We start from the raw sequence: 19,795 nt of genomic DNA on the forward strand, positions 1-19,795 counted from the left end.
GCCGGAAACGAGGTTTTTATAGCCTCCCTCTCTCCGCATTTCCTGCGCCCGTTCCCTTGTATTTGCTTTGCGAAGTATTGAAGTTATAGGTCACGGTGAGGCTCACGCGGCGGCTATACTCATAGCCATACTTGCTAAGGTTAACGCGGTCGGCATAAGTATACGACTTGACTTCGTTGGTCTTCAGCAGGTCGTTGACGAACAGGTTGACCGTCCATGCCTTGTTACAGAACTGCTTCATGAGTTGAAGACCCAGGTTGGAAGTCGGCGACATGTGATTAAAACCGTAGTCTTCGCCAAAGGAATGACGGAAATTCACATAGACCGTGAAGTCGTGGGGAAACGAAAATCGGTTGCGAAGAGAGAAGAAAAAGTTCGGTTTATTCATGTTCTTGCCACTTCCATAGCCCTTGGCATCGAAATGTTGGCGACTGAAATTCAACTCATACGTGGGTTGATAGCAACCGAACTTGGGCGAGGCCACGACCGAAGCATAGAGATATTGGAAGCTATCGAAATTGAGATTGCGACTGAAACCGATGTTTTGTCCGTTGTAAAGTGTGGCCGTCCAGAGCACCACATCCTTGGTATATTCATGCCCAACCTCGGCACTTAGCCACGCATAGCTGGCCATCAAGCTGAGGCTTTTCACCATTTGCGGGCGCAGATAGGGGTTACCTCCCTCGTAGAAATAGCGGTTGTCATACTGCACTTCGTTGCTGAGCATGTCGTAACTTGGGCGTTTCGTCTTGTAGACATAACTGCCCTGCAGGCCCCATTTGCCTTTATGCCAAGCCAAAGAGAGCGAGGGGAACCAGTCCGAATAGCGGCGACTGGGCCCCTTTTGCCATGCTCCTTGCTCGTAATAATCAGAGACTACGTGCTCATAACGCAGGCCGGCATTAGCCGAAAGGCTGCCAAACGTGAGTTGATATTCGGCAAATCCGGCTGCATTTCGCTCTTTGATCTCGGTCGAAGTGCTCTTCACAATGCCCTCATCGTTGCGGTATTCGCCCTTTGAATAGGTGCTTGTGAGTTCGGTTCCCATGTTGATTGTGCCCTTCCAAAGCGGATAAGAGAGCAGCAATTTGCCTGCCGCAAGCCGGTTGTTTTGGGCATGATGCGTCGTCACATTCTGGCTATGGAGTTGCAAACTCGTCTCTTTGCTCAACTTGTTCTCGTTGTTTTTGTTCCATAGGTAGGTCATATTGAGGTCGATACCCAGCTTACCCAACTTCCCGATATAGTAGGCATTGGCCTCGTGGTTAGGCCCGACTAATCCGTCAGAAGTATAGTCATGGTCGATATGCCCTATCGGATTGCCATTCTTCATGACGTCTTGTGAGCCCTCAATGGAATGCCCTTTATCGTAGAAATAGCGCGTCAAGGCATAACTAAATCCAAGGGAATTGTCGCTATTGAAGTCGTAATTGGTGCCCCATTTGGCGTGAAGTCCCCACATGCGGTTCATGTTTCGTATGTGTTGGTCAACCACAATGTTGTCCGATCCCTGTATTTCTTCGCGGAGATGTGGGTCTTGTGCGGAGACAAAAGTGAAGACATAGGCGTCCATAAAGGCCTCCCATCCGCCGTGACGATACTTCAAATAGTCTTCTTGGAAGCCCGTCCAGTAGGTGTTATATTTGGCATTATTGTCGGCACGGAAGCTCAAACCGTCGCCTTGAAGCCGCGTTGTCTTGATGCGAATGACGCTCTTCACGGTGGCATTATAGCGGGCGCCGGGACTCGTGATGACCTCGATGGCTTTTATATCCGTGGACTTCAGCTGCTCAAGTTCGCTTTTATCCTGCACCTTTTTGTTGTTGATATAGATCTCGGGTGTGCCTTTTGAGAACACATTCACGCTGCCGTCGTTTTCCACATTGACCCGGGGAAGCTGGCGAAGTACGTCGGTTGCCGTTCCAGAATGGGCCAGAATGGTGTTTGATATATCTACGGAAAGGCCTCCCGTAACAACCTTATATTGTGGTCGGTCGGCCTTTACGACCACCTCTTTCAGGGCATAATGCCGCGCTTTCAGCGTCAACGTGCCGGCATCATCGGACGTAATGGACTTGAAAAGTGGCTCATATTCCACCGAAGTGAGCCTCAAAAGGTAGGCCTGTCCGCAGGGAACTTCAATGCGAAACTGCCCGTTTTCGTCGGTCACTGCACCTTGAATGAAGGCTGAGTCGGTGGGGTTCAGCACCACAACGTTCACCAAAGACAAAGGTTGTTGCTGCGCGTTGACCACCTTTCCTACAATGGTCGGCGTAGCCGAAGCACTGCTCAAAACGCGCAAAAAGAGGCAGGTTGCAAGGAGAAATGTTTTCATATATGTTTCGTTCTTATGGTCTTTGACGGTTGAACTCACCGAAAAGTTGATGCCACGATGTGGATATTCGGTGTCTATCTCCTATACGCAGGAACACGTTTTTTGTGACATAATCATTCAAAAAAAACAAGGGAGAAGCATTTTTTCTATGCTTCGCCCCTGCTATCCGGACGTTGTGAATGCCTAACGATGGGCAGACGGCCTGTTATGCATCATTTGTTATAAATCTCGACCGTCTTGTCCATCTTGTCAATGTCGTCTTGTGTCTTGCTAATCTTCTTTTGCAAGCAGTCCAACTTCTTCTGACTCTTGGCCAACTTCTTGTTTATTTTCTTTGCCTCCTTAAGCTTCTTAATCGTTGCTTTAGCATCTTCCACGGTGCTTGATGCATCAGAAGTGCTGAAGTCTGTGGTTACAGAATTAGCTGTTGCATTAGCCTCTGCAGCCTCTTTTGTTAGTTTATCGAAGTTAGCTCTTTCCTTTTCAAAGTCTATTTGAAGCTTTTTCAACTTAGCATTAAGCATCAAAACCTTCTTCTGTTGTTTCAAATCTTTCACCAAACCCCCTGTTTGTGTGAAAGTGGTGCAAGCGGTTAACACTACTGTACAGATAATTAATAATCTTTTCATCATACAATCTTTTAGATATTTATGGTGCAAATATAGAGAGAAAGCACCAATCCTGCAAATTTTTTCGAGAAAAATTCAATGTATCGGCAGATATTTTGTTTTGCATGGACCGCTAGCGTGTGAGACATATCGAATCTAATCGCAAATGTTTACAATTGCTTTCGCACAGCTTGCGTATTTGAAACAAGATGCACTTTCGCCCGAAATACGCGCCGGAATTTGTGGTTTTGCAAGGCACTGACAATCAAATGGTTATCGGAAATGATGTAGTTTCGGGCATGAAATCCTGCGAAATCCGTTCCTGTTTCAATGGAATTGCACTGCAAAATCAGCCATTTCGGCGCGCAAAATGGGTCACTTTGACGTATAAAATGGGTGATGTTGCAAGGCGGAACGGCCCATACGGCATCGTTATCCGATTACTTTTCTCAACGAAATGTCTTGTTTTGGCTCGCTTTCCCCTACACTATCGTATGGGAATACGGCCTTCATGGGCTTCTCATCTCTGAATGATAGCCTGCTGAAGTGTTAAAAACAGAGTTATAAAATTTACAAAAATAGAGCCTCGTCTGAAGTTCCTCTCCGAAGAGGGAGCCTCTTCTTACTTTTCATAAGCCTCGTCTTCTTCGTTGGGTTTGAACTTCCTGTAGACGAAGTTCTCGCTCAAATAGTTCTTGCGTACCACGGGATTGGCGGCCAATTCCTCGGGTGTTCCGTGGAAAAGAATGCGACCTTCGAACAAGAGATAGGCGCGGTCGGTAATCGAAAGCGTCTCTTGAACGTTGTGATCGGTGATGAGTATGCCGATGTTTCGGTATTTCAAGCGCCACACAATGTGCTGAATATCCTCCACAGCAATGGGGTCTACGCCCGCAAAAGGCTCGTCGAGCATGATGAATTTGGGGTCGATGGCGAGGCAACGTGCTATCTCCGTGCGCCGACGTTCGCCTCCCGAGAGTTGGTCTCCCTTGTTCTTTCGCACCTTATTCAGGCGGAATTCGCCGATAAGACTCTCCAGTTTATCAAGCTGTTCTGCATGCGATAGCTTCGTCATCTCAAGCACTGCCATGATGTTATCCTCTACACTCATCTTGCGAAACACGCTGGCTTCCTGCGGAAGATAGCCAATTCCAGCTCGCGCCCGCTTGTAAACGGGGTAGTTGGTTATCTCTTCTTCGTCGAGATAAACATGGCCTTCGTTGGGCACAACGTTGCCCGTTGTCATATAAAAAGAGGTGGTCTTGCCTGCACCATTAGGCCCGAGAAGGCCCACAATCTCGCCTTGTTTGACGTTGATGCTCACGCCATTGGCCACCGTTCGCTTGCCATAACGTTTCACAAGTCCCTCCGTTCGGAGCGTCGTCAGCTGCGTTTCGTCCATAAAATCATTTGTTTTGCTGCAAAGTTAGTTGAATTCAAGAGGATAACAAAATAAAAAAACAAAAACTATATGGTTTAAGCAGTTTTTCAGAGGAATTTGGTTACTTTTGCAACCAATAAGAACTAAGGATACAACTATGTTTATATTCAACCTGCTTTGCAAGTATCTCACCACTTTCGGAAGCTATCTGCTGTTGATGGGGCGGTCGATTGCCGTGCCTGACAGAATGAGAATGTTCTTCAAGCGCTATCTGAAAGAGATGTCGCAGCTGGGCGTGGACTCCATCGGCATCGTGCTCTTGATTTCCTTTTTCATCGGTGCGGTGATCTGCATTCAGATGAAAGTGAACATTCAGAGCCCGTGGATGCCGCGCTGGGTGTCGGGATATACGACGCGCGAAATCATGCTTTTGGAGTTCTCGAGCAGCATCATGTGTCTGATCTTAGCCGGAAAGGTGGGCTCGAACATTGCATCCGAGCTCGGGACCATGCGCGTGACGCAGCAGATAGATGCGCTGGACATCATGGGCGTGAATTCTGCGAATTATCTCATACTTCCTAAGCTCTTGGGATTGGTCACGATGATGCCGTTCCTCGTTGTGTTCAGCTCGGCCATGGGCATCGTTGGGGCTTACAGCACGGCTTACGTGGGCCACTTGCTGCCGCCCGACGACCTGACACTCGGTATCCAGCATTCCTTCAACGCGTGGTTCATTTGGATGAGCATCATCAAAAGCATGTTCTTTGCGTTCATCATCGCGAGTGTTTCGTCGTTCTTCGGCTATCAGGTGGAAGGCGGCTCGGTCGAAGTGGGGAAAGCAAGCACGGATGCAGTCGTCTGCAGTAGCGTATTGATATTATTTTCGGATGTGTTCTTAACCCAATTACTGTCATGATAGAAATCAAACACCTGTACAAATCGTTTGGAGACAAAGAGGTGCTGAAGGATATCAGCACCGTTTTCGAGGCCGGGAAGACCAACCTCATCATCGGGCAGAGCGGAAGCGGCAAGACGGTCTTGATAAAGAACCTCGTGGGGCTGCTCGCGCCGACGCGCGGAGAGGTACTCTACGATGGGCGCAATTTCGTCGCCATGTCGAAGCGGGAAAAGGCTGCGATGCGCCGAGAAATGGGCATGATTTTCCAGAACGCGGCGCTGTTCGACTCATTGTCGGTGCTCGAGAACGTGATGTTCCCGTTGGACATGTTTTCGGCGATGACTTATCGCGAGCGCGTGAAGCGGGCGCAGGAATGTCTCGACCGCGTGAACCTCATCGACGCGCAGCTGAAGTTCCCCGGCGAAATATCGGGAGGAATGCAGAAGCGTGTGGCTATCGCGCGTGCCATCGTGATGAACCCGAAGTATCTTTTCTGCGACGAGCCGAATTCCGGACTCGACCCGAAGACGTCGCTGGTGATCGACGAGCTACTCTCGGGGCTCACCAAGGAATACAACATGACAACCATCATCAACACGCACGACATGAACTCGGTGATGGGTATCGGCGAAAATATCATCTTCATCTACAATGGGCGCAAGGAATGGCAGGGGACGAAGGACGAGGTGATGAGCTCCACTAACAAACGGCTCAACGCGCTCGTGTTTGCCAGCAACCTATTTAAAAAGGTGAAAGAGGTGGAGATGGAGACACTGCCACCGGGCGACTGACAACCCGGCGCGCGCCTCGCCCGCTTTTCTCACATGCTTTTCACGACCGCCCGACGCGCACCCACTCCTTTCGTGCGCTTTTCACGACCGACCGACGCGCGCCCACGCTCCTCACGCGCCTTTCGCGCACAGTTTCCGGGGGCAACGGGCTGTCGCCTGCAAATTATCTCCGTTTTCTTTGCGTTTCTTTGTGTTTTTCCGTAATTTTGCGGGAAAATCCAGACGGCCGACGGCGTCTGCCATCAATCCCAACGCGTAGAAAACAGCAAATCAATAAAAATGGAAAGAAAAAACGAAGGCTTGAAGGCCTTAGGGACGAAGACGGTGTATCGCTCGGACTATTCGCCCGAAATCTTGGAGACTTTTGACAATAAACACCCCGAGAACGACTACTGGGTGCGTTTCAACTGTCCGGAATTCACGTCGCTGTGCCCAATCACCGGTCAGCCGGACTTCGCTGAAATCCGAATTGGCTACATTCCGGCCGAGAAGATGGTCGAGAGCAAGAGCCTGAAGCTCTATCTGTTCAGTTTCAGAAACCACGGCGATTTCCATGAGGACTGCGTGAACATTATCATGAAAGACCTCGTGCGACTGATGCAACCGAAGTACATCGAGGTCACGGGCCTTTTCACTCCGCGCGGAGGCATCAGTATCCACCCATACGCCAACTACGGAAAGCCCGGGACGAAGTATGCCGCAATGGCAGAGCGGCGGCTGATGGAAAGAGAGTGAAGGGGCCTTTCCCGCCCCTAAACACCCACCCTACCCTCCCAAGGGGAGGGAGAACAAGCTTGCGAACTCTACCGGCTTTCAAAGGGCCCTGTTCCAGTCCTCACGAAAGAGGGAATTCGTAGATGGGCCCCACCCCAGCCCTCCCGAAGGGAGGGAGAATAGCTGAGAGCCTCCCCCAACCCCTCCAAAGGAGGGGAGAACGAGCTTGCGGGCTAATCTGCTCCGGTTTCTGCTCCCCTCCTTTGGAGGGGCTGGGGGAGGCTTCCGTTTTTTGCTCCCCTGCTTTGAATGGGCCGCGGGAGACTCTCGTTTTCTTTCAGCCAACGGTAATTTCCACTCGGAAACTCGGATTTCTGAACAACCAACAACAATTTGTATAAAGAATTTTGAAATTCTGAACAGCCAACAGCAATTTGTGTCAAGAATTTCGGAATTCTAAGCAGAAATCGCTGTATTTTGTCAAGAATTTGCGAATTCCGAGCAGAAAACAGAAAATTTTGCAAAGAATTCGAAAATTTTTTGTAGAAAACGGGAAATTCTGCCCAGAATTCCGAAATTCTTGATAAAAATTCTCATTTTCTGCTCGGAATTTGCAGATTTTTGATAGAATACAGCAATTTCTAACGAAAAACTGCAGTTTCTTGATAGAAAACGAGAAAATATGATGAAAAACTCGAGTTTTTTAGCAGAAAACGAAAAAATATGATGAAAAACTGCAGTTTTTTAGCAGAAAATGAAAAAATATGATGAAAAACTGCAGTTTCTGAATAAAATACGGCGATTTCTGACGAAAAACTGCAGTTTTTTGGTAAAATACGGCTAATTCTGATGAAAAACGCGCGTTTCTGAATAGAAAACAGAAATTTTTGATGAAAAACGCGCGTTTCTGAACAGAATACAGCGATTTTTGATGAAAAACGCACGTTTCTGGACAGAAAACAGAAATTTCTGATGAAAAACACGCGCTTCTGAACAGAATACAGCAATTTCTGATGAAAAACATGCGTTTCTGAACAAAATACGGCGATTTTTGATGAAAAACATGCGTTTCTGAACAGAATACAGCAATTTCTGATGAAAAACGCGCGTTTCTGAACAGAATACAGCAATTTCTGATGAAAAACACGCGTTTCTGAACAGAATACAGCAATTTCTGATGAAAAACATGCGTTTCTGAACAGAAAAAGGGGAGCCTCCCCCCAGCCCCTCCAAAGGAAGAGAGCAGAAACGGGAGCCTCCCCCGACCCCTCCGAAGGAGGGGAGCACGAACTGCGTGCAAGCTAATCTGCTCCTGTTTCTGCTCCCCTCCTTCGGAGGGGCTAGGGGAGGCTCCCCGTTTCTACTCACCTCCTTTATAGGGGCCGGGGGAGGCTCCGAATTTTCAGTAGAAGAATGGGAGTTTCCCACAATTCATCAGGACGAGCGGAGGCTCTACAGCGGATACTCGTCGAAAGCGTAGAGCGCAGTTGAGAGATAGCGCTCGCCGGTGTCGGGGAACAGCGTGACGATGCGCTTGTTCTTATTTTCCGGCCGTCGGGCGATTTCGGTGGCGGCAAAAGCGGCTGCGCCGGACGAAATTCCGACCAGAAGTCCTTCCTGTCGGGCCAGCTGACGGCCGGCAAGAATGGCTTGGTCGTTCGTTACGGTGAAGACCTCGTCGACTTGGGCTGCATCGTAGGTCTCGGGTATGAAGCCTGCGCCGATGCCTTGGATTTTGTGCGGGCCGCTGCTGCCGCCGCTCAGCACGGGCGAATCGGTAGGCTCTACGGCTATGACCTTGATATTCGGGTTGTGCTCTTTGAGATATTTGCCGATTCCGCTGACCGTTCCGCCCGTCCCGACGCCCGCTACGAAGATGTCGACGTCGCCGTCGGTGTCTTGCCAGATTTCGGGTCCGGTGGTCAAATAATGGATATGCGGATTGGCGGGATTGGTGAACTGGCTGAGGATAACGCTGCCCGAGATGCTGTCGCGCAGTTCTTCGGCTGCTTTGATGGCGCCTTTCATGCCGTCTTTCCCGCTGGTGAGCTTTACGTTTGCGCCGTAAGCCTGCACCAAGGAGCGGCGCTCGATGCTCATCGTCTCGGGCATGGTAAGAATGAGTGGGTAGCCTTTTACGGCTGCGACGAGGGCCAGCCCGACACCTGTGTTGCCGCTGGTGGGCTCGATGATTGTGGCACCGGGCTTGAGTTGCCCTGTTCGCTCAGCTTCTTCGATCATGGCACGGGCGATGCGGTCTTTCACGCTGCCGCCGGGATTGAAAAACTCTATTTTGGCGACGACGGGGCGTGTTGCTCCGCGGAACGTTGAGTATTTGTGCAGTTCGACGAGCGGCGTTCTTCCGATCAGGTCGGTTATCTGTTGATAAATCTTAGTCATTGTTCTGTTTTTAATTGTTTTTGTTCTGTAAGTTCATGTTATTTTACGGCCACGAACGCCTGCTCGAGGTCGTCGATGATGTCTTGGTAGTGCTCGGTGCCGATGGACAGACGGATTGTGCTTTCGAAGATGCCTTGGTCGGCGGCCTCTTCTCGGCTCAGTTCGGAGTGCGTGGTGGAGAGCGGATGGATGACGAGGCTCTTCACGTCGGCCACGTTAGCGAGTAGGGAGAAGATTTTCAGGTGGTCGATGAAGGCGAACGCTTTCTGCTGGTCGCCGTCTATCTCGAACGTGAAGATGCTCCCTGCGCCTGCGGGGAAATAGCGGTTGTAGAGCGCGTGGTTGGGGTGTGCGGGCAGTGAGGGGTGGTTGATTTTCAGAACCTGCGGCTGTTGCTTGAGGTAGTCGATGACTTTCAGCGCGTTGAACACGTGTCTTTCGACCCGCAGGCTCAGCGTCTCGAGCCCTTGCAGCAGGATAAAAGCGTTGAAGGGCGAAATGGCCGCACCTTGGTCGCGCAGGAGTGTGGCGCGGATTCTGGTCACAAACGGCGCTGGGATGTCTGAAAATTTGATGCCGTGATAGGAAACGTCGGGTGTATTGAAGCCGGGGAAGCGGTTTCCTTGGGCTTTCCAGTCGAAGCGGCCTCCGTCGACGATGACTCCGCCGAGCGTCGTGCCGTGGCCTCCGATAAACTTCGTTGCCGAGTGGACCACGATGTCGGCGCCATGTTCTATGGGGCGAATGAGGTAGGGCGTGCCAAAGGTGTTGTCGATAACCAAGGGCAATCCGTGGCTGTGGGCAATGGCTGCCGTTCGCTCGATGTCGGAGATGTTGGAATGAGGATTTCCCAACGTCTCGATGAAAATAAGTTTGGTATTGGGTTGGATTGCGGCTTCCAGTGCGTCGTAATCGTCAGGATCGACGAACGTTGTGCTGATCCCCTGGCGCTTCAGCGTGTGTGCAAGGAGATTGTAAGTGCCGCCATAGATGTTTTTGCTGGCCACGACGTGGTCGCCCGCGTAGGCGATGTTGGTGATGGAGTACGTCACTGCGGCGGCTCCCGAAGCCACGGCCAGCGCGCCCACTCCGCTCTCGAGCGCAGCCATACGCTCTTCGAAGACGGCCTGCGTCGTGTTGGTGAGCCTCCCGTAGATATTTCCGGCGTCCTTCAACGCAAAGCGGTCGGCGGCGTGCTGCGCGTCGTGGAAAACGTAAGAGGTGGTCTGGTAGATTGGAACGGCGCGCGCATCGGTTGCCGGGTCTGCCTGTTCTTGCCCTACATGAAGCTGAAGTGTCTCGAAGTGTAGTTTTTTCTCGTTGCTCATCGTCAAATCCTTTCTGTTTGTTTATGGTGAATACTGTTTGCAAAGGTACAACGAAAAGGCGTGCCGCGCAATCGCACATTCGGGGCATATTGACTACCATAAACGTGGTATTCATGAAAAAAATCTTCTCGCAACGCCGCTGCTTATATATTATTTCGTATATTTGCGGTATAGAAACCATGGCTATGAAGTACGCAGACTATATCGAACAGATTGAAATCGAGTCGCTTTGGAGCGGCACCAAACACATTTTGTGGAACCTTGACCGCAAGGTGAATATCCTAAGCGGCATCAACGGCGTGGGCAAAAGCACCATTCTGTCGAAGGTTATCCGCGGTTTTGCACAGGGTGGAGAGTTTCCGAGCCACCTCTTAAAGGGCGTACATCTGAAGGTGAAGCCCGAAGATGCGAAATGGATCCGGTATGATGTGATTCGCTCTTTCGACCGTCCACTGGTCAATACCGACTCACTTTCCCAGATAGAAAACCTGATAACAGAACTCGATTGGCAGCTTTTCCTGTTGCAACGGAAGTATCTTGACTACCAAGTAAACGTGGGGAACCGCATCATTGAAGTGCTTCAAAGCGGTGCTAAAGACGCTGCCTTGCAAGCTCAAAGCATCTCCGAAGGAAAGAAGATGTTCCAAGATATCATCGACGATCTGTTCAAAGAGACGGGCAAAACCATTATTCGGACCGAGAACGAGATACGCTTTTCGCAGCTTGGAGAGGTGCTTCGGCCTTACCAACTGTCGAGCGGTGAAAAGCAAATGCTGGCCATTTTGCTGACCGTCTTGGTAGAAGACCGCCTGCCCTACGTGCTTTTCATGGACGAACCCGAGGTAAGTCTGCACTTTGAATGGCAGAAACGGCTCATCGAACTCATTCTGAAACTCAACCCGAACGTGCAACTCATTCTCGCAACCCACAGTCCGGCCGTCATCATGAACGGCTGGATGGACCACGTGACCGAGGTGACCGACATCACGTTGTAGGCCCGATTGCAAGCTATGGGACACCGACTGAAAGACAACATCACCTCACGTTATGTTGAAGCGGCCAACAAATTGGCCTCGAAACACGCCCGCCACAAGGTCATAGCCTACGTGGAAAGCTACGAGGATGTCTTTTTCTGGCGCACCATTCTCAGCCGTTTTGAAACGCCCAACCGCTATTTCGAGGTGATGCTTCCGTCGCGAATGGCTCATTTGGAACGTGGAAAGAAGGCGGCAATCAGCAATCTTCTTGACGGAGTGGGGCAGGATATGATTGCTTGTGTGGACGCCGATTACGACTATCTCATGCAAGGTGCGTCGCCCGGATCGCGCATATTGCTCGACAATCCCTATGTTTTTCACACCTTTGCTTACGCCATTGAGAACCTTCAATGCTATGCCCCTTCATTGCATAATGTGGCAGTTGCCGTCGTACTCAACGACCATTCCATCTTCGATTTCAATGATTTCCTGCGCCAATATTCCGAAGCTATCTATCCACTTTTCATATGGAATATTTGGTATTATCGGTCAACACACTACGGAGAATTCACCATGACCGACTTTAATCACATCATCGAAACGGGCGACATCAACATCGATCACCCCGAAATCGCATTGGAACGACTGCGCAAAAAGGTGGGACGGGCCGTCGAAAACCTACGCCGTAAGAACCCCGATGCACGCGAAAGCTATCAGCAAGTGAAGGAAGATATGAAGCGATTGGGCGTGAATGCCCACAATACCTATTTATATATACAAGGTCATCAGCTCTTCGATCACATTGTATTGCCTTTGCTTGAGCGCGTTTGCAGCAGACTCTTGCGCGAGCGCGAGCGTGAAATCGGCCGTCAGGCACGGCACAACATGCAGTATCAGACAGAGATGTCGTCTTACAAAAACAGTGTGGGCGACGTGAAATCCATGCTGAAACGCAATATGGGCTATGCGTTCTCGCCTCAATACGAGCAGATTGTCGAGGCCTTGAATGCCGCTTGGCCGGCGACTTCCCCGGCCCCACTACATTCGAACAATCCTTAAAATGCAAATCCATCAATGAAGAAAATCAAGACAGGAAAACCGCTCTCGGAGCGCGAAAGTGAGTCGTTGAACCTCTATCTCAATGAAATCGGCCGGGAAACCCTTCTTTCCGACGACGAAGAAAAGCTGCTCTCACAGCAGATTTTGGCCGGCGGAGCGGCGGCAGACCGTGCGATGAACAAGCTCACCTCGGCCAACTTGCGCTTTGTGGTGTCTGTGGCCAAGCGATATACCGACCGCGGTGTGGCCATTCTCGACCTCATCAGCGAGGGCAACATCGGCCTGATGAAGGCCGCACTAAGCTTTGATGGCAACCGAGGCTTACGCTTTGTGGCCTATGCCGAGCCCTTTGTTCGCAAGGCAATCGAGGCAGCTGTCAACGCACAGAGCGGCATTTTCCGACTCCCAAAGGGTGAACGAAGCCCCGAAGAGCGGGCCGGCAGCCATGCTTTTTCAGTGGATGCACCGCTCCAGAACGGCAAAAATGTGAGTCTGCTCAGCGTACTTGCCGACCCCGCGGCAACCCGTCCAGACAAAAAGGTGCTTGAAACTTCGGTCAAAGAAGAGCTCCTTGAAGCGATGACAGTGCTCAACGAGCGCGAGAGAAACGTCGTCGAAGCCTTCTATGGCATCGAACAACCCCACCTCACCTTTGCCGAAATCGGTGAGAAAATGGGGCTGAAGCGCGAGCGTGTGCGCCAAATTCGCAACACAGCAGTGCGCAAACTCAGCCGCAACACCACCTCCGACATGCTCAAAGCCTACCTTGAATAGGCCATGCCGGCAAGCCTCATCTCTTTCCTAACGACGTCGCATTTCGTCACATAGTCGGCAACCTGCGTCGGATTCTTGCGGATATAGGCCAGCAATTCGTCGTAGGCCAGCCGCCAAGCCTCGTCACTTATGGTTAAAGGATAGTCTTCTCCCACGTCATAGGTCACCCAAAATCCATTCAGAAAAAGGCTATTCTGCACGAAAGCACGGGCGTAGAGGGCCTCTTGGCGCAGCCGTTTGTCTTGCTTGGCTACGTCAAGATAGGCCATTGCCTGCCGTGCATAATCCTTCTCCCAAGCCCTTGCACTGTCACCATAAAGCTTGTCATAGTGTGTCAAATACCAGCAATCGCCGTAGCATGAAGCCTGATAATAACGCACAGCAAGCTGCATTGCCAATTCAGAACGCGTGGCATTATTCGCCAGTTTGTAGCGTTGTTCAAGACTGTTCATCTCTTCACAGAACGCAATCTTCTGGTTGCTCGTCAACGGAATGTCCTCAGACGACCTTTCACCGTAGTCGTCCCATTCGTCATCGACAGGTTGCTTGACCAGCCAGCGCGGCTTTTTATAATCGCGACGTACCATATAAAAAGAGATACCTTGATGGTCTACATAGTCCAACGGCACCTTTTTCAGCACGGGAATTGCCTCAGCAAAGCGACCTTCGGCAATGAGTTTGGTACCCAAAAGGTCGTTGAAATAGTTGGCATCGCGGAAGCTGTTCTTCGTCAGTATATACGCTTCCAAGGCGTCATCATAGTGTTTTTTGTTAATGAAAGCCATGTAATCGCGCAGCTGGTCGGCCGTCATGGAGTCCAAATCGCAGAAGTATTCCTCGTAAATCAAATATCTTGCATTGCCCGGACTATACTGGAATTCGTCGTCATCTGCCGGAGAATGAAACCTTTCGCACATGCCTCTGCTCGCCACAGCCATGTTGATGTTGTGGCGTTTTGCATAATATCCGATGATGTTCTGCGTCATAATACGGTCTAAAACACGGCCGTAATAGTTCAGCTCGAAGCTCTTTGGATTGCATTTTCCGTCCAAGAAGCGCAGCTCTTTCGCCACGAAATCGGCATCAAACGGCTGTCCTTCGCGCATCAAAGCCGTCACGGTAAGCAGATGAATGGCGCGGGCATTGTCGCGTTCGCGCAGTGTTCCGCTCATCGTCATGGCCATACGGCTCTTCTCTTCGGCCTTTTTCAGGTCGCCGTTCAAATAGCTGATCATCGCTGAAGCAGTCTTCCAGAGTGCCGGTTCGTAGCTTTTCCCATCGCGAACCACGCGTTCTGCAAACGCAACAAAGTTCGAAGCCTCGCGCTTGAAAGCGTTTTCTTTATCGCCAGGCTCCATATATGGCTCGTCATCTACGGCCTCTTGCATGTTGTTAACGAAGTTCTGAACGAGCCAACGCAGGGCAGGCGAGTTGGGATTTTCATGGTAGAAAGACCGGATTCCGTCGTAGTCTTCAAAGCTTTTCGTGGCCCATTGAATGCTGGCAGCGTCGCCTTGGCTCACATAGATGGCCAAGGCTTCCTCCCTGCGGCCACTGTTCAGCAGCGCATAGGCATAGATGTTGCGACACATTTCCTTGTAGATGCTTGTCGGAAGCCGGCTCGCCCGCATCGTCCAAGCCACCAGAATGCCCTTCGCATTGGCGTCCAACAGATAGCTGCGCATCAGCAACAACGTGTATTGTGCAGCCAGTCGCTGCCCCGAATAGTTCAATGCAGCCTTGCGCATCAGCTGGATTTGTGCCTTTTGCAGGGCCAATTCGTCCTTCGACGGATAGTCCCATTGCTCTTTACGGCGCTCACAGATGTGCTGATATTTGGCAATGTGACGCACGTAGGCCAGCATTTCAGCGTCTTTTTTCAGCTTGGCTGCCTCTATGAGCAAAGCGCAATCGTCGTCGAAAAAGCCCTCTTTCACCCCCGTGTAGGCCTGCCAATAGCTTGCCAAAGACGTCTGGAAGTCGGGACTTTCAGGCTCCGTTTGTTCGGTATTGATGACATTCATCATGTAATAATTGTGCACAATGGGGAACACAGCGCAGGCCCAAGTGGCCAACGGCAGCCCTAACAAACTAATGAGAACGATAAATTTCTTCATAATCACGGGGTTTATAATTTGCAATATGATTGGGACTGAAATCATAGATGATGGTTTCTCTCTTCAGATCCGGACGTATTTCCTCGATGGTTTGCTTCACTTTGAGCACCTCTCCCATGCTTACCTTGCGTTCAATCACGCTGTCGCCGGGCAGCACGGGCAGGTCGTTATCCGCATGAAGCACGCCTTTATAGTGCCCGTTACGGAACAAAAGGCGATAGGAAAAGAGCGGGTAGGCCGGCGAAAGTGGCAGGCGGTAGCCGCTGAGATACTTCAGATAGGGAACAACATCGCGCAGGTCGAGAATGGGATGTTCGCACCGCAGGTCGGTAAAGTCGCCCGTATTGTACATCATCAGCACGCCTTTGTCGACGGGAGGAACGGGCTGTGAGAGCTGATGTAGGCGTATCGTGGCAGACAAAGCCAGCTGTTTTGCAGCGGCAAGTCGGCGCAGTTGTGAGAGAAAAGCACGGTAATTGCGGCGCGAGGTCAGTGTCCAATCGCAGTCAATCTGCACTTCTTTCACTTCAATATCGTGTGTTTCGCAGATTTGCAAGATGCGTCTAAGCACTTTTCCAGCCAGTTCGTCCGTGTTTTTGACGTTTTTCATCACGTCGTTCACGATGAACACCACGGGAACGACCTCCACCTTGCGAGGCAGTTTGGCCGAAAAGCGCAGTGTGGCATTGGGCATTGGCTCACCATTACGGTCGAGAACGACGTCGAAAAAGCGCAGGTAGAGCCTGTCAAGTCCCTTGGTTTGTTCCATGACACGAGGCTCCGAACGCCACTCGGTACTCCAGTAATAGGCGCTCCGCAGCGTTGTTCGTGGGGTATTCTGCCGTTGGCAACCGACCGCCAAGAGCAGCATAAGGAGCCATTTCAGTTGATGTTTCGGCCTCATGTCATGCAGGTTTCATACTACAAAAATAAATATTTTCGGTGAAAGTCGGTGCAATGAAAGCTAAAAATAAAGGAATAGAAAAAGAAAACGGTTGACAAGTCGACGGTAAACAAGTGAACAAGTTGCCTATTGCACGGCATGTAGGGACCTTGCCTTTGAACTTTGACCATTGAACTTTGACCTTTAGGATTAGCTACCTTTGGACTTTGAACATTGAACTTTGACCTTTATGATTAGTCCGAATGGTAAAATGGATTGTTGACAAGAGGCATGTAGGGACGCACGGCTCGTGCGTCCGCTCCAACAACCATGTTTATATACTTTCAATTCAACTCAAATCGGCATTTAATGGCTGGAAAACAAGTCCCCACAACCCATAAACCGCATCGCGGTCTCGTTGTTTGCACTTGCTCTGTGTGTTGATTTCGTTAATGAATCTACTAAAACCGCATCGCGGTTTCGTTGTTTATAGGGCAGTGTTGGCATGCAATGCCAACACTGTCATGGGGCGAGTGATGCGAAAGCAACGCCATCGGTGTTGCGTTTTCTTTCTATAAACATTGCATATGAGTGTATGGATTTCACATTTTGAATGACCTTGGTTTGCAACATGGCCCATTTCACCATGTAATCTCACCCATTTTACCGTGCAATCCCAGCCATATTGCACGCTAAAATGGCTGAGATTGAAACGCAAGATGCAAGTCGTTGATTATCAATCAAAATGATGTAGGGACGCACGGCCCGTGCGTCCGTTCAATAAGCCATGTGTATATACCTTTTAATATGAATGGAGCGGACGCACGAACCGTGCGTCCCTACATGCCTCTTGCCTGCAAATCATCTCACCAGTTGGCCAATCCTAAAGGTCAAAATTCAATGTTCAAAGTTCAGCGGCAGCTAATCATAAAGGTCAATGTTCAATGGTCAAAGTTCAAAGTCAAAGTCCCTACATTCCCTTCTCGGCCATATTGCACGCAAACGCGGGCTCCCCTCCTTCGGAGGGGCTGGGGGAGGCTCCCCTTTCCCACCTATTTCTTAAACTTCTCTGCCTGCTGTTGAATGAGCGCGGCATCGTTGAAGTAGTCTATTTGCATGGCTTTTCGCACCTCGTCCATGGTCTGTGAGGCGGCTTCGCGGGCGTCCTCGCTCCCTTTCCTAAGGATATTGAATATCTCGGGAACGTCTTGTTCGAACGCATGGCGACGCTCTCGGATAGGCTCAAGCATGCGATTAATGACGCTGTTCAAGAGCTTTTTGCACTTCATATCGCCGATGCCACCGTGCGTATAGGCTGCTTTCAGCTCGTCGAGCGTCTTGAATTCGGGCCAGAAATCAGCAAAGTCTTGGTCCGTAGCGAACGCATCAAGATAAGTAAACACGGCATTTCCCTCCACATGACCGGGGTCGTTGAGGTTGATATGCAGCGGGTCGGTGTACATGCCCTTGACCTTTTGCCACACCGTTTCGGCGTCATCGCTCAGGTAGATGCAGTTGCCGAGGCTCTTACTCATCTTCTCTTTGCCGTCAGTTCCGGGCAAACGGCGGGCCGTTGTGTTCTCCGGAAGCATGATGTTTGGCTCAACCAGCACCTCACGATACACCTGATTGAAGCGCCGAACCAGCTCGCGTGTAAGCTCAATCATCGGCTCTTGGTCTTCACCTACAGGGATTGTGGTGGCCTTGAAGGCTGCAATATCGGCCGCTTGTGACACAGGATAGCAGAAGAAACCAACGGGAATGTTGGCTTCGAAGTTGCGCATTCGGATTTCGGTCTTGACTGTTGGGTTGCGTTGCACACGCGACACGGTGACAAGGTTCATCAGATAGGTGGTCAGTTCGGCCAGTTCGGGTATCTGACTTTGGATATACAGCGTGCAACGCGCTGGATCCAAGCCCGCAGAAAGATAGTCGAGAGCCACCTCGATGATGTTCTGTCTAATCTTTTCCGGGTTGTCTGCATTGTCTGTCAGGGCCTGAACGTCGGCCATGAAGACGAACATTCGGTCGTAATCGCCCTCGTTTTGCAACTGCACACGGCGGCGAAGGCTGCCCACATAGTGTCCCAAATGGAGCTTACCTGTGGGGCGGTCGCCTGTAAGAATGATTTTTTTCATGTCAGAATTCAGCTGTTTTAGGAGTTCGTGGGAATGGAATCACGTCGCGAATGTTCTGCATTCCCGTCACAAAAAGAATGAGACGCTCGAAGCCCAAGCCAAATCCTGCGTGCGGACATGAGCCATATTTGCGCGTATCGAGGTACCAATTGTAACTCTCTTTTTCCATTCCTCGCGCCTCAATCTCATGGACAAGCTTACCATAATCCTCTTCTCTGACCGATCCACCGATGATTTCTCCGATGCGAGGAAACAGGACATCGGTTCCTTGCATGGTCTTTCCATCGGGGTTTTTCTTCATGTAAAAGGCCTTAATCTCGCTGGGATAGTCGGTCATTATGACTGGACGTTTGAAGTGTTCTTCCACAAGATAGCGTTCATGTTCGCTGCTGAAGTCCATTCCCCAGCCTGTAATCGGGAACTCAAACCGGTGACCTTGCTTGACAGCCGCTTCGAGAATGTCGATGCCTTCGGCGTAAGTGAGGCGCACGAAGCGTTCTTTTACAACGGATTCCAAGGTCTCGATGAGCGTCTTGTCAATCATCTTGTTGAGGAAAGCGAGGTCATCTTTACAGTTGTCGAGGGCCCATTGCACGCAATATTTGATGAAATCCTCCTCCAGGTCCATGAGTTCTTCCTTGTCTAAGAAGGCAACTTCGGGCTCAATCATCCAGAATTCAGCCAGATGTCGGGGCGTATTGCTGTTCTCGGCACGGAAGGTTGGGCCGAAAGTGTAGATGGCTCCGAGGGCCGTTGCGCCCAGTTCACCTTCCAATTGACCCGAAACCGTGAGGCTGGTCTTCTTTCCGAAGAAGTCTTTCTCGTAGGGAACGGGCCCTTTCCCCGTGCGTTCCAAGTCCAAAGTGGTCACTTGGAACATCTCACCTGCGCCTTCTGCGTCGCTTGCCGTAATGATCGGAGTGTGGAAATAATGGAACCCATGCTCGTGAAAGTACTGATGTATGGCAATAGCCATGTTGTGACGAATGCGGAAAACGGCCCCGAATGTGTTGGTACGGAGGCGAAGATGCGCGTATTTCCGCATGTATTCGAAGCTCTGTCCCTTCTTTTGCATGGGGTAATCCGACGGACACAGCCCGTAGATTTCAATCTCCTTGCTTTGCACTTCGACCGTTTGTCCGGCCCCTTGGCTTTGCACCAATGTTCCTATAACGCTGATACAAGCACCCGTTGTGATGCTTTTCAGCGTCTCGGCATCAATGGTTTCGGGGTCAACGACAACCTGAATGTTGTTGATAGTCGACCCATCATTGAGTGCAATAAAGTCAACCGCCTTGCTATTTCGGTGGGAACGGACCCACCCTTTCACGTTGATAGCCGTGCCATATTCGGTGCATTGGAGTGCATCGACAACTTTTGTTCTTTCCATTT

The 19,795-nt window shown here is 50.5% G+C and carries 15 protein-coding genes; 6 read left to right on the forward strand and 9 right to left on the reverse strand.

Translation table 11 applies throughout. The features are described 5' to 3' along the window. Nucleotides 1-16 precede the first annotated feature (16 nt). The 3 genes from H164_RS0109765 to lptB all read right to left on the reverse strand — a co-directional run bounded on the left by H164_RS0109765 (nucleotide 17) and on the right by lptB (nucleotide 4,345). Complete coding sequence (locus H164_RS0109765; RefSeq protein ID WP_026356331.1) at nucleotides 17-2,335, reverse strand: outer membrane beta-barrel family protein; 2,319 nt, start codon at nucleotides 2,333-2,335, stop codon at nucleotides 17-19. 212 nt (nucleotides 2,336-2,547) lie between these two features. Continuing rightward, complete coding sequence (locus H164_RS0109770; protein ID WP_019968452.1) at nucleotides 2,548-2,967, reverse strand: hypothetical protein; 420 nt, start codon at nucleotides 2,965-2,967, stop codon at nucleotides 2,548-2,550. Nucleotides 2,968-3,565: 598 nt separating this feature from the next. Beyond that, a complete protein-coding gene (gene lptB, locus H164_RS0109780) occupies nucleotides 3,566-4,345 on the reverse strand; it encodes an LPS export ABC transporter ATP-binding protein (RefSeq protein WP_019968454.1) in 780 nt (259 codons plus the stop codon). A 136-nt stretch (nucleotides 4,346-4,481) separates the two neighbouring features. Here lptB and H164_RS0109785 point away from each other — a divergent pair, with 136 nt between their 5' ends. The 3 genes from H164_RS0109785 (at nucleotide 4,482) to queF (ending at nucleotide 6,748) form a co-directional block, all read left to right on the forward strand. Continuing rightward, the gene (locus H164_RS0109785; RefSeq protein ID WP_019968455.1) at nucleotides 4,482-5,240 is read left to right on the forward strand and encodes an MlaE family ABC transporter permease; all 759 of its coding nucleotides are present in this window, start codon (nucleotides 4,482-4,484) and stop codon (nucleotides 5,238-5,240) included. Continuing rightward, nucleotides 5,237-6,013, forward strand: coding sequence for an ABC transporter ATP-binding protein (locus H164_RS0109790; protein WP_008564241.1), 777 nt, complete (start codon nucleotides 5,237-5,239; stop codon nucleotides 6,011-6,013). Before H164_RS0109785 ends, H164_RS0109790 begins: the two co-directional genes overlap by 4 nt. A 279-nt stretch (nucleotides 6,014-6,292) precedes the next feature. Then, nucleotides 6,293-6,748, forward strand: coding sequence for a preQ(1) synthase (gene queF, locus H164_RS0109800; RefSeq protein ID WP_008564242.1), 456 nt, complete (start codon nucleotides 6,293-6,295; stop codon nucleotides 6,746-6,748). A 1,431-nt stretch (nucleotides 6,749-8,179) separates the two neighbouring features. On the opposite strand, the gene cysK is transcribed toward queF, so the two are convergent. Together cysK and H164_RS0109815 are read right to left on the reverse strand one after the other, a co-directional pair. Further along, nucleotides 8,180-9,127, reverse strand: coding sequence for a cysteine synthase A (gene cysK, locus H164_RS0109810; RefSeq protein WP_019968458.1), 948 nt, complete (start codon nucleotides 9,125-9,127; stop codon nucleotides 8,180-8,182). Between the two features lie 38 nt (nucleotides 9,128-9,165). After that, entirely contained in the window at nucleotides 9,166-10,455 is a 1,290-nt protein-coding gene (locus tag H164_RS0109815) for an O-acetylhomoserine aminocarboxypropyltransferase/cysteine synthase family protein (RefSeq protein WP_025829911.1), read from the reverse strand. A gap of 185 nt (nucleotides 10,456-10,640) precedes the next feature. On the opposite strand from H164_RS0109815, the gene H164_RS0109820 reads away from it, so the two are divergent. From H164_RS0109820 to H164_RS0109830, 3 genes are read left to right on the forward strand one after another with little or no spacing between them, the layout of a single operon-like run. After that, nucleotides 10,641-11,450 carry an AAA family ATPase gene (locus H164_RS0109820; protein WP_026356333.1) on the forward strand — a complete coding sequence of 270 codons (810 nt, stop codon included), beginning with the start codon at nucleotides 10,641-10,643 and terminating at the stop codon, nucleotides 11,448-11,450. A gap of 15 nt (nucleotides 11,451-11,465) precedes the next feature. After that, nucleotides 11,466-12,491 carry a DUF4435 domain-containing protein gene (locus tag H164_RS0109825; protein ID WP_019968461.1) on the forward strand — a complete coding sequence of 342 codons (1,026 nt, stop codon included), beginning with the start codon at nucleotides 11,466-11,468 and terminating at the stop codon, nucleotides 12,489-12,491. A gap of 15 nt (nucleotides 12,492-12,506) precedes the next feature. Next, nucleotides 12,507-13,265 (forward strand): sigma-70 family RNA polymerase sigma factor, encoded by a 759-nt coding sequence (locus H164_RS0109830; RefSeq protein ID WP_019968462.1) that lies wholly within the window; start codon nucleotides 12,507-12,509, stop codon nucleotides 13,263-13,265. Here the strand turns inward: H164_RS0109830 and H164_RS0109835 are convergent. The 4 genes from H164_RS0109835 to asnS all read right to left on the reverse strand — a co-directional run bounded on the left by H164_RS0109835 (nucleotide 13,253) and on the right by asnS (nucleotide 19,793). Further along, complete coding sequence (locus tag H164_RS0109835) at nucleotides 13,253-15,382, reverse strand: hypothetical protein (protein WP_019968463.1); 2,130 nt, start codon at nucleotides 15,380-15,382, stop codon at nucleotides 13,253-13,255. The genes H164_RS0109830 and H164_RS0109835 overlap by 13 nt on opposite strands. Further along, nucleotides 15,357-16,286 carry a hypothetical protein gene (locus tag H164_RS0109840; RefSeq protein ID WP_019968464.1) on the reverse strand — a complete coding sequence of 310 codons (930 nt, stop codon included), beginning with the start codon at nucleotides 16,284-16,286 and terminating at the stop codon, nucleotides 15,357-15,359. The genes H164_RS0109835 and H164_RS0109840 overlap by 26 nt, the downstream gene beginning before the upstream one ends. Nucleotides 16,287-17,317: 1,031 nt before the next feature. Continuing rightward, nucleotides 17,318-18,403: a tryptophan--tRNA ligase gene (gene trpS, locus H164_RS0109845; RefSeq protein ID WP_019968465.1), complete on the reverse strand. Its 1,086-nt coding sequence runs from the start codon at nucleotides 18,401-18,403 to the stop codon at nucleotides 17,318-17,320. 1 nt (nucleotide 18,404) lies between these two features. Further along, nucleotides 18,405-19,793 carry an asparagine--tRNA ligase gene (gene asnS / locus H164_RS0109850; RefSeq protein WP_019968466.1) on the reverse strand — a complete coding sequence of 463 codons (1,389 nt, stop codon included), beginning with the start codon at nucleotides 19,791-19,793 and terminating at the stop codon, nucleotides 18,405-18,407. Nucleotides 19,794-19,795 lie beyond the last annotated feature (2 nt).

The sequence above is a fragment of the Segatella maculosa DSM 19339 = JCM 15638 genome, from assembly GCF_000382385.1.
GTDB lineage: Bacteria > Bacteroidota > Bacteroidia > Bacteroidales > Bacteroidaceae > Prevotella > Prevotella maculosa.

Coding starts and splice junctions, on each gene's coding strand:
- H164_RS0109825 (WP_019968461.1), top strand. CDS start 11,466: ATGGGACACCGACTGAAAGACAACATCACCTCACGTTATGTTGAAGCG.
- asnS (WP_019968466.1), bottom strand. CDS start 19,793: ATGGAAAGAACAAAAGTTGTCGATGCACTCCAATGCACCGAATATGGC.
- H164_RS0109790 (WP_008564241.1), top strand. CDS start 5,237: ATGATAGAAATCAAACACCTGTACAAATCGTTTGGAGACAAAGAGGTG.
- H164_RS0109770 (WP_019968452.1), bottom strand. CDS start 2,967: ATGATGAAAAGATTATTAATTATCTGTACAGTAGTGTTAACCGCTTGC.
- cysK (WP_019968458.1), bottom strand. CDS start 9,127: ATGACTAAGATTTATCAACAGATAACCGACCTGATCGGAAGAACGCCG.
- H164_RS0109785 (WP_019968455.1), top strand. CDS start 4,482: ATGTTTATATTCAACCTGCTTTGCAAGTATCTCACCACTTTCGGAAGC.
- H164_RS0109830 (WP_019968462.1), top strand. CDS start 12,507: ATGAAGAAAATCAAGACAGGAAAACCGCTCTCGGAGCGCGAAAGTGAG.
- queF (WP_008564242.1), top strand. CDS start 6,293: ATGGAAAGAAAAAACGAAGGCTTGAAGGCCTTAGGGACGAAGACGGTG.
- H164_RS0109835 (WP_019968463.1), bottom strand. CDS start 15,382: ATGAAGAAATTTATCGTTCTCATTAGTTTGTTAGGGCTGCCGTTGGCC.
- H164_RS0109820 (WP_026356333.1), top strand. CDS start 10,641: ATGAAGTACGCAGACTATATCGAACAGATTGAAATCGAGTCGCTTTGG.
- trpS (WP_019968465.1), bottom strand. CDS start 18,403: ATGAAAAAAATCATTCTTACAGGCGACCGCCCCACAGGTAAGCTCCAT.
- H164_RS0109815 (WP_025829911.1), bottom strand. CDS start 10,455: ATGAGCAACGAGAAAAAACTACACTTCGAGACACTTCAGCTTCATGTA.
- H164_RS0109840 (WP_019968464.1), bottom strand. CDS start 16,286: ATGAGGCCGAAACATCAACTGAAATGGCTCCTTATGCTGCTCTTGGCG.
- H164_RS0109765 (WP_026356331.1), bottom strand. CDS start 2,335: ATGAAAACATTTCTCCTTGCAACCTGCCTCTTTTTGCGCGTTTTGAGC.
- lptB (WP_019968454.1), bottom strand. CDS start 4,345: ATGGACGAAACGCAGCTGACGACGCTCCGAACGGAGGGACTTGTGAAA.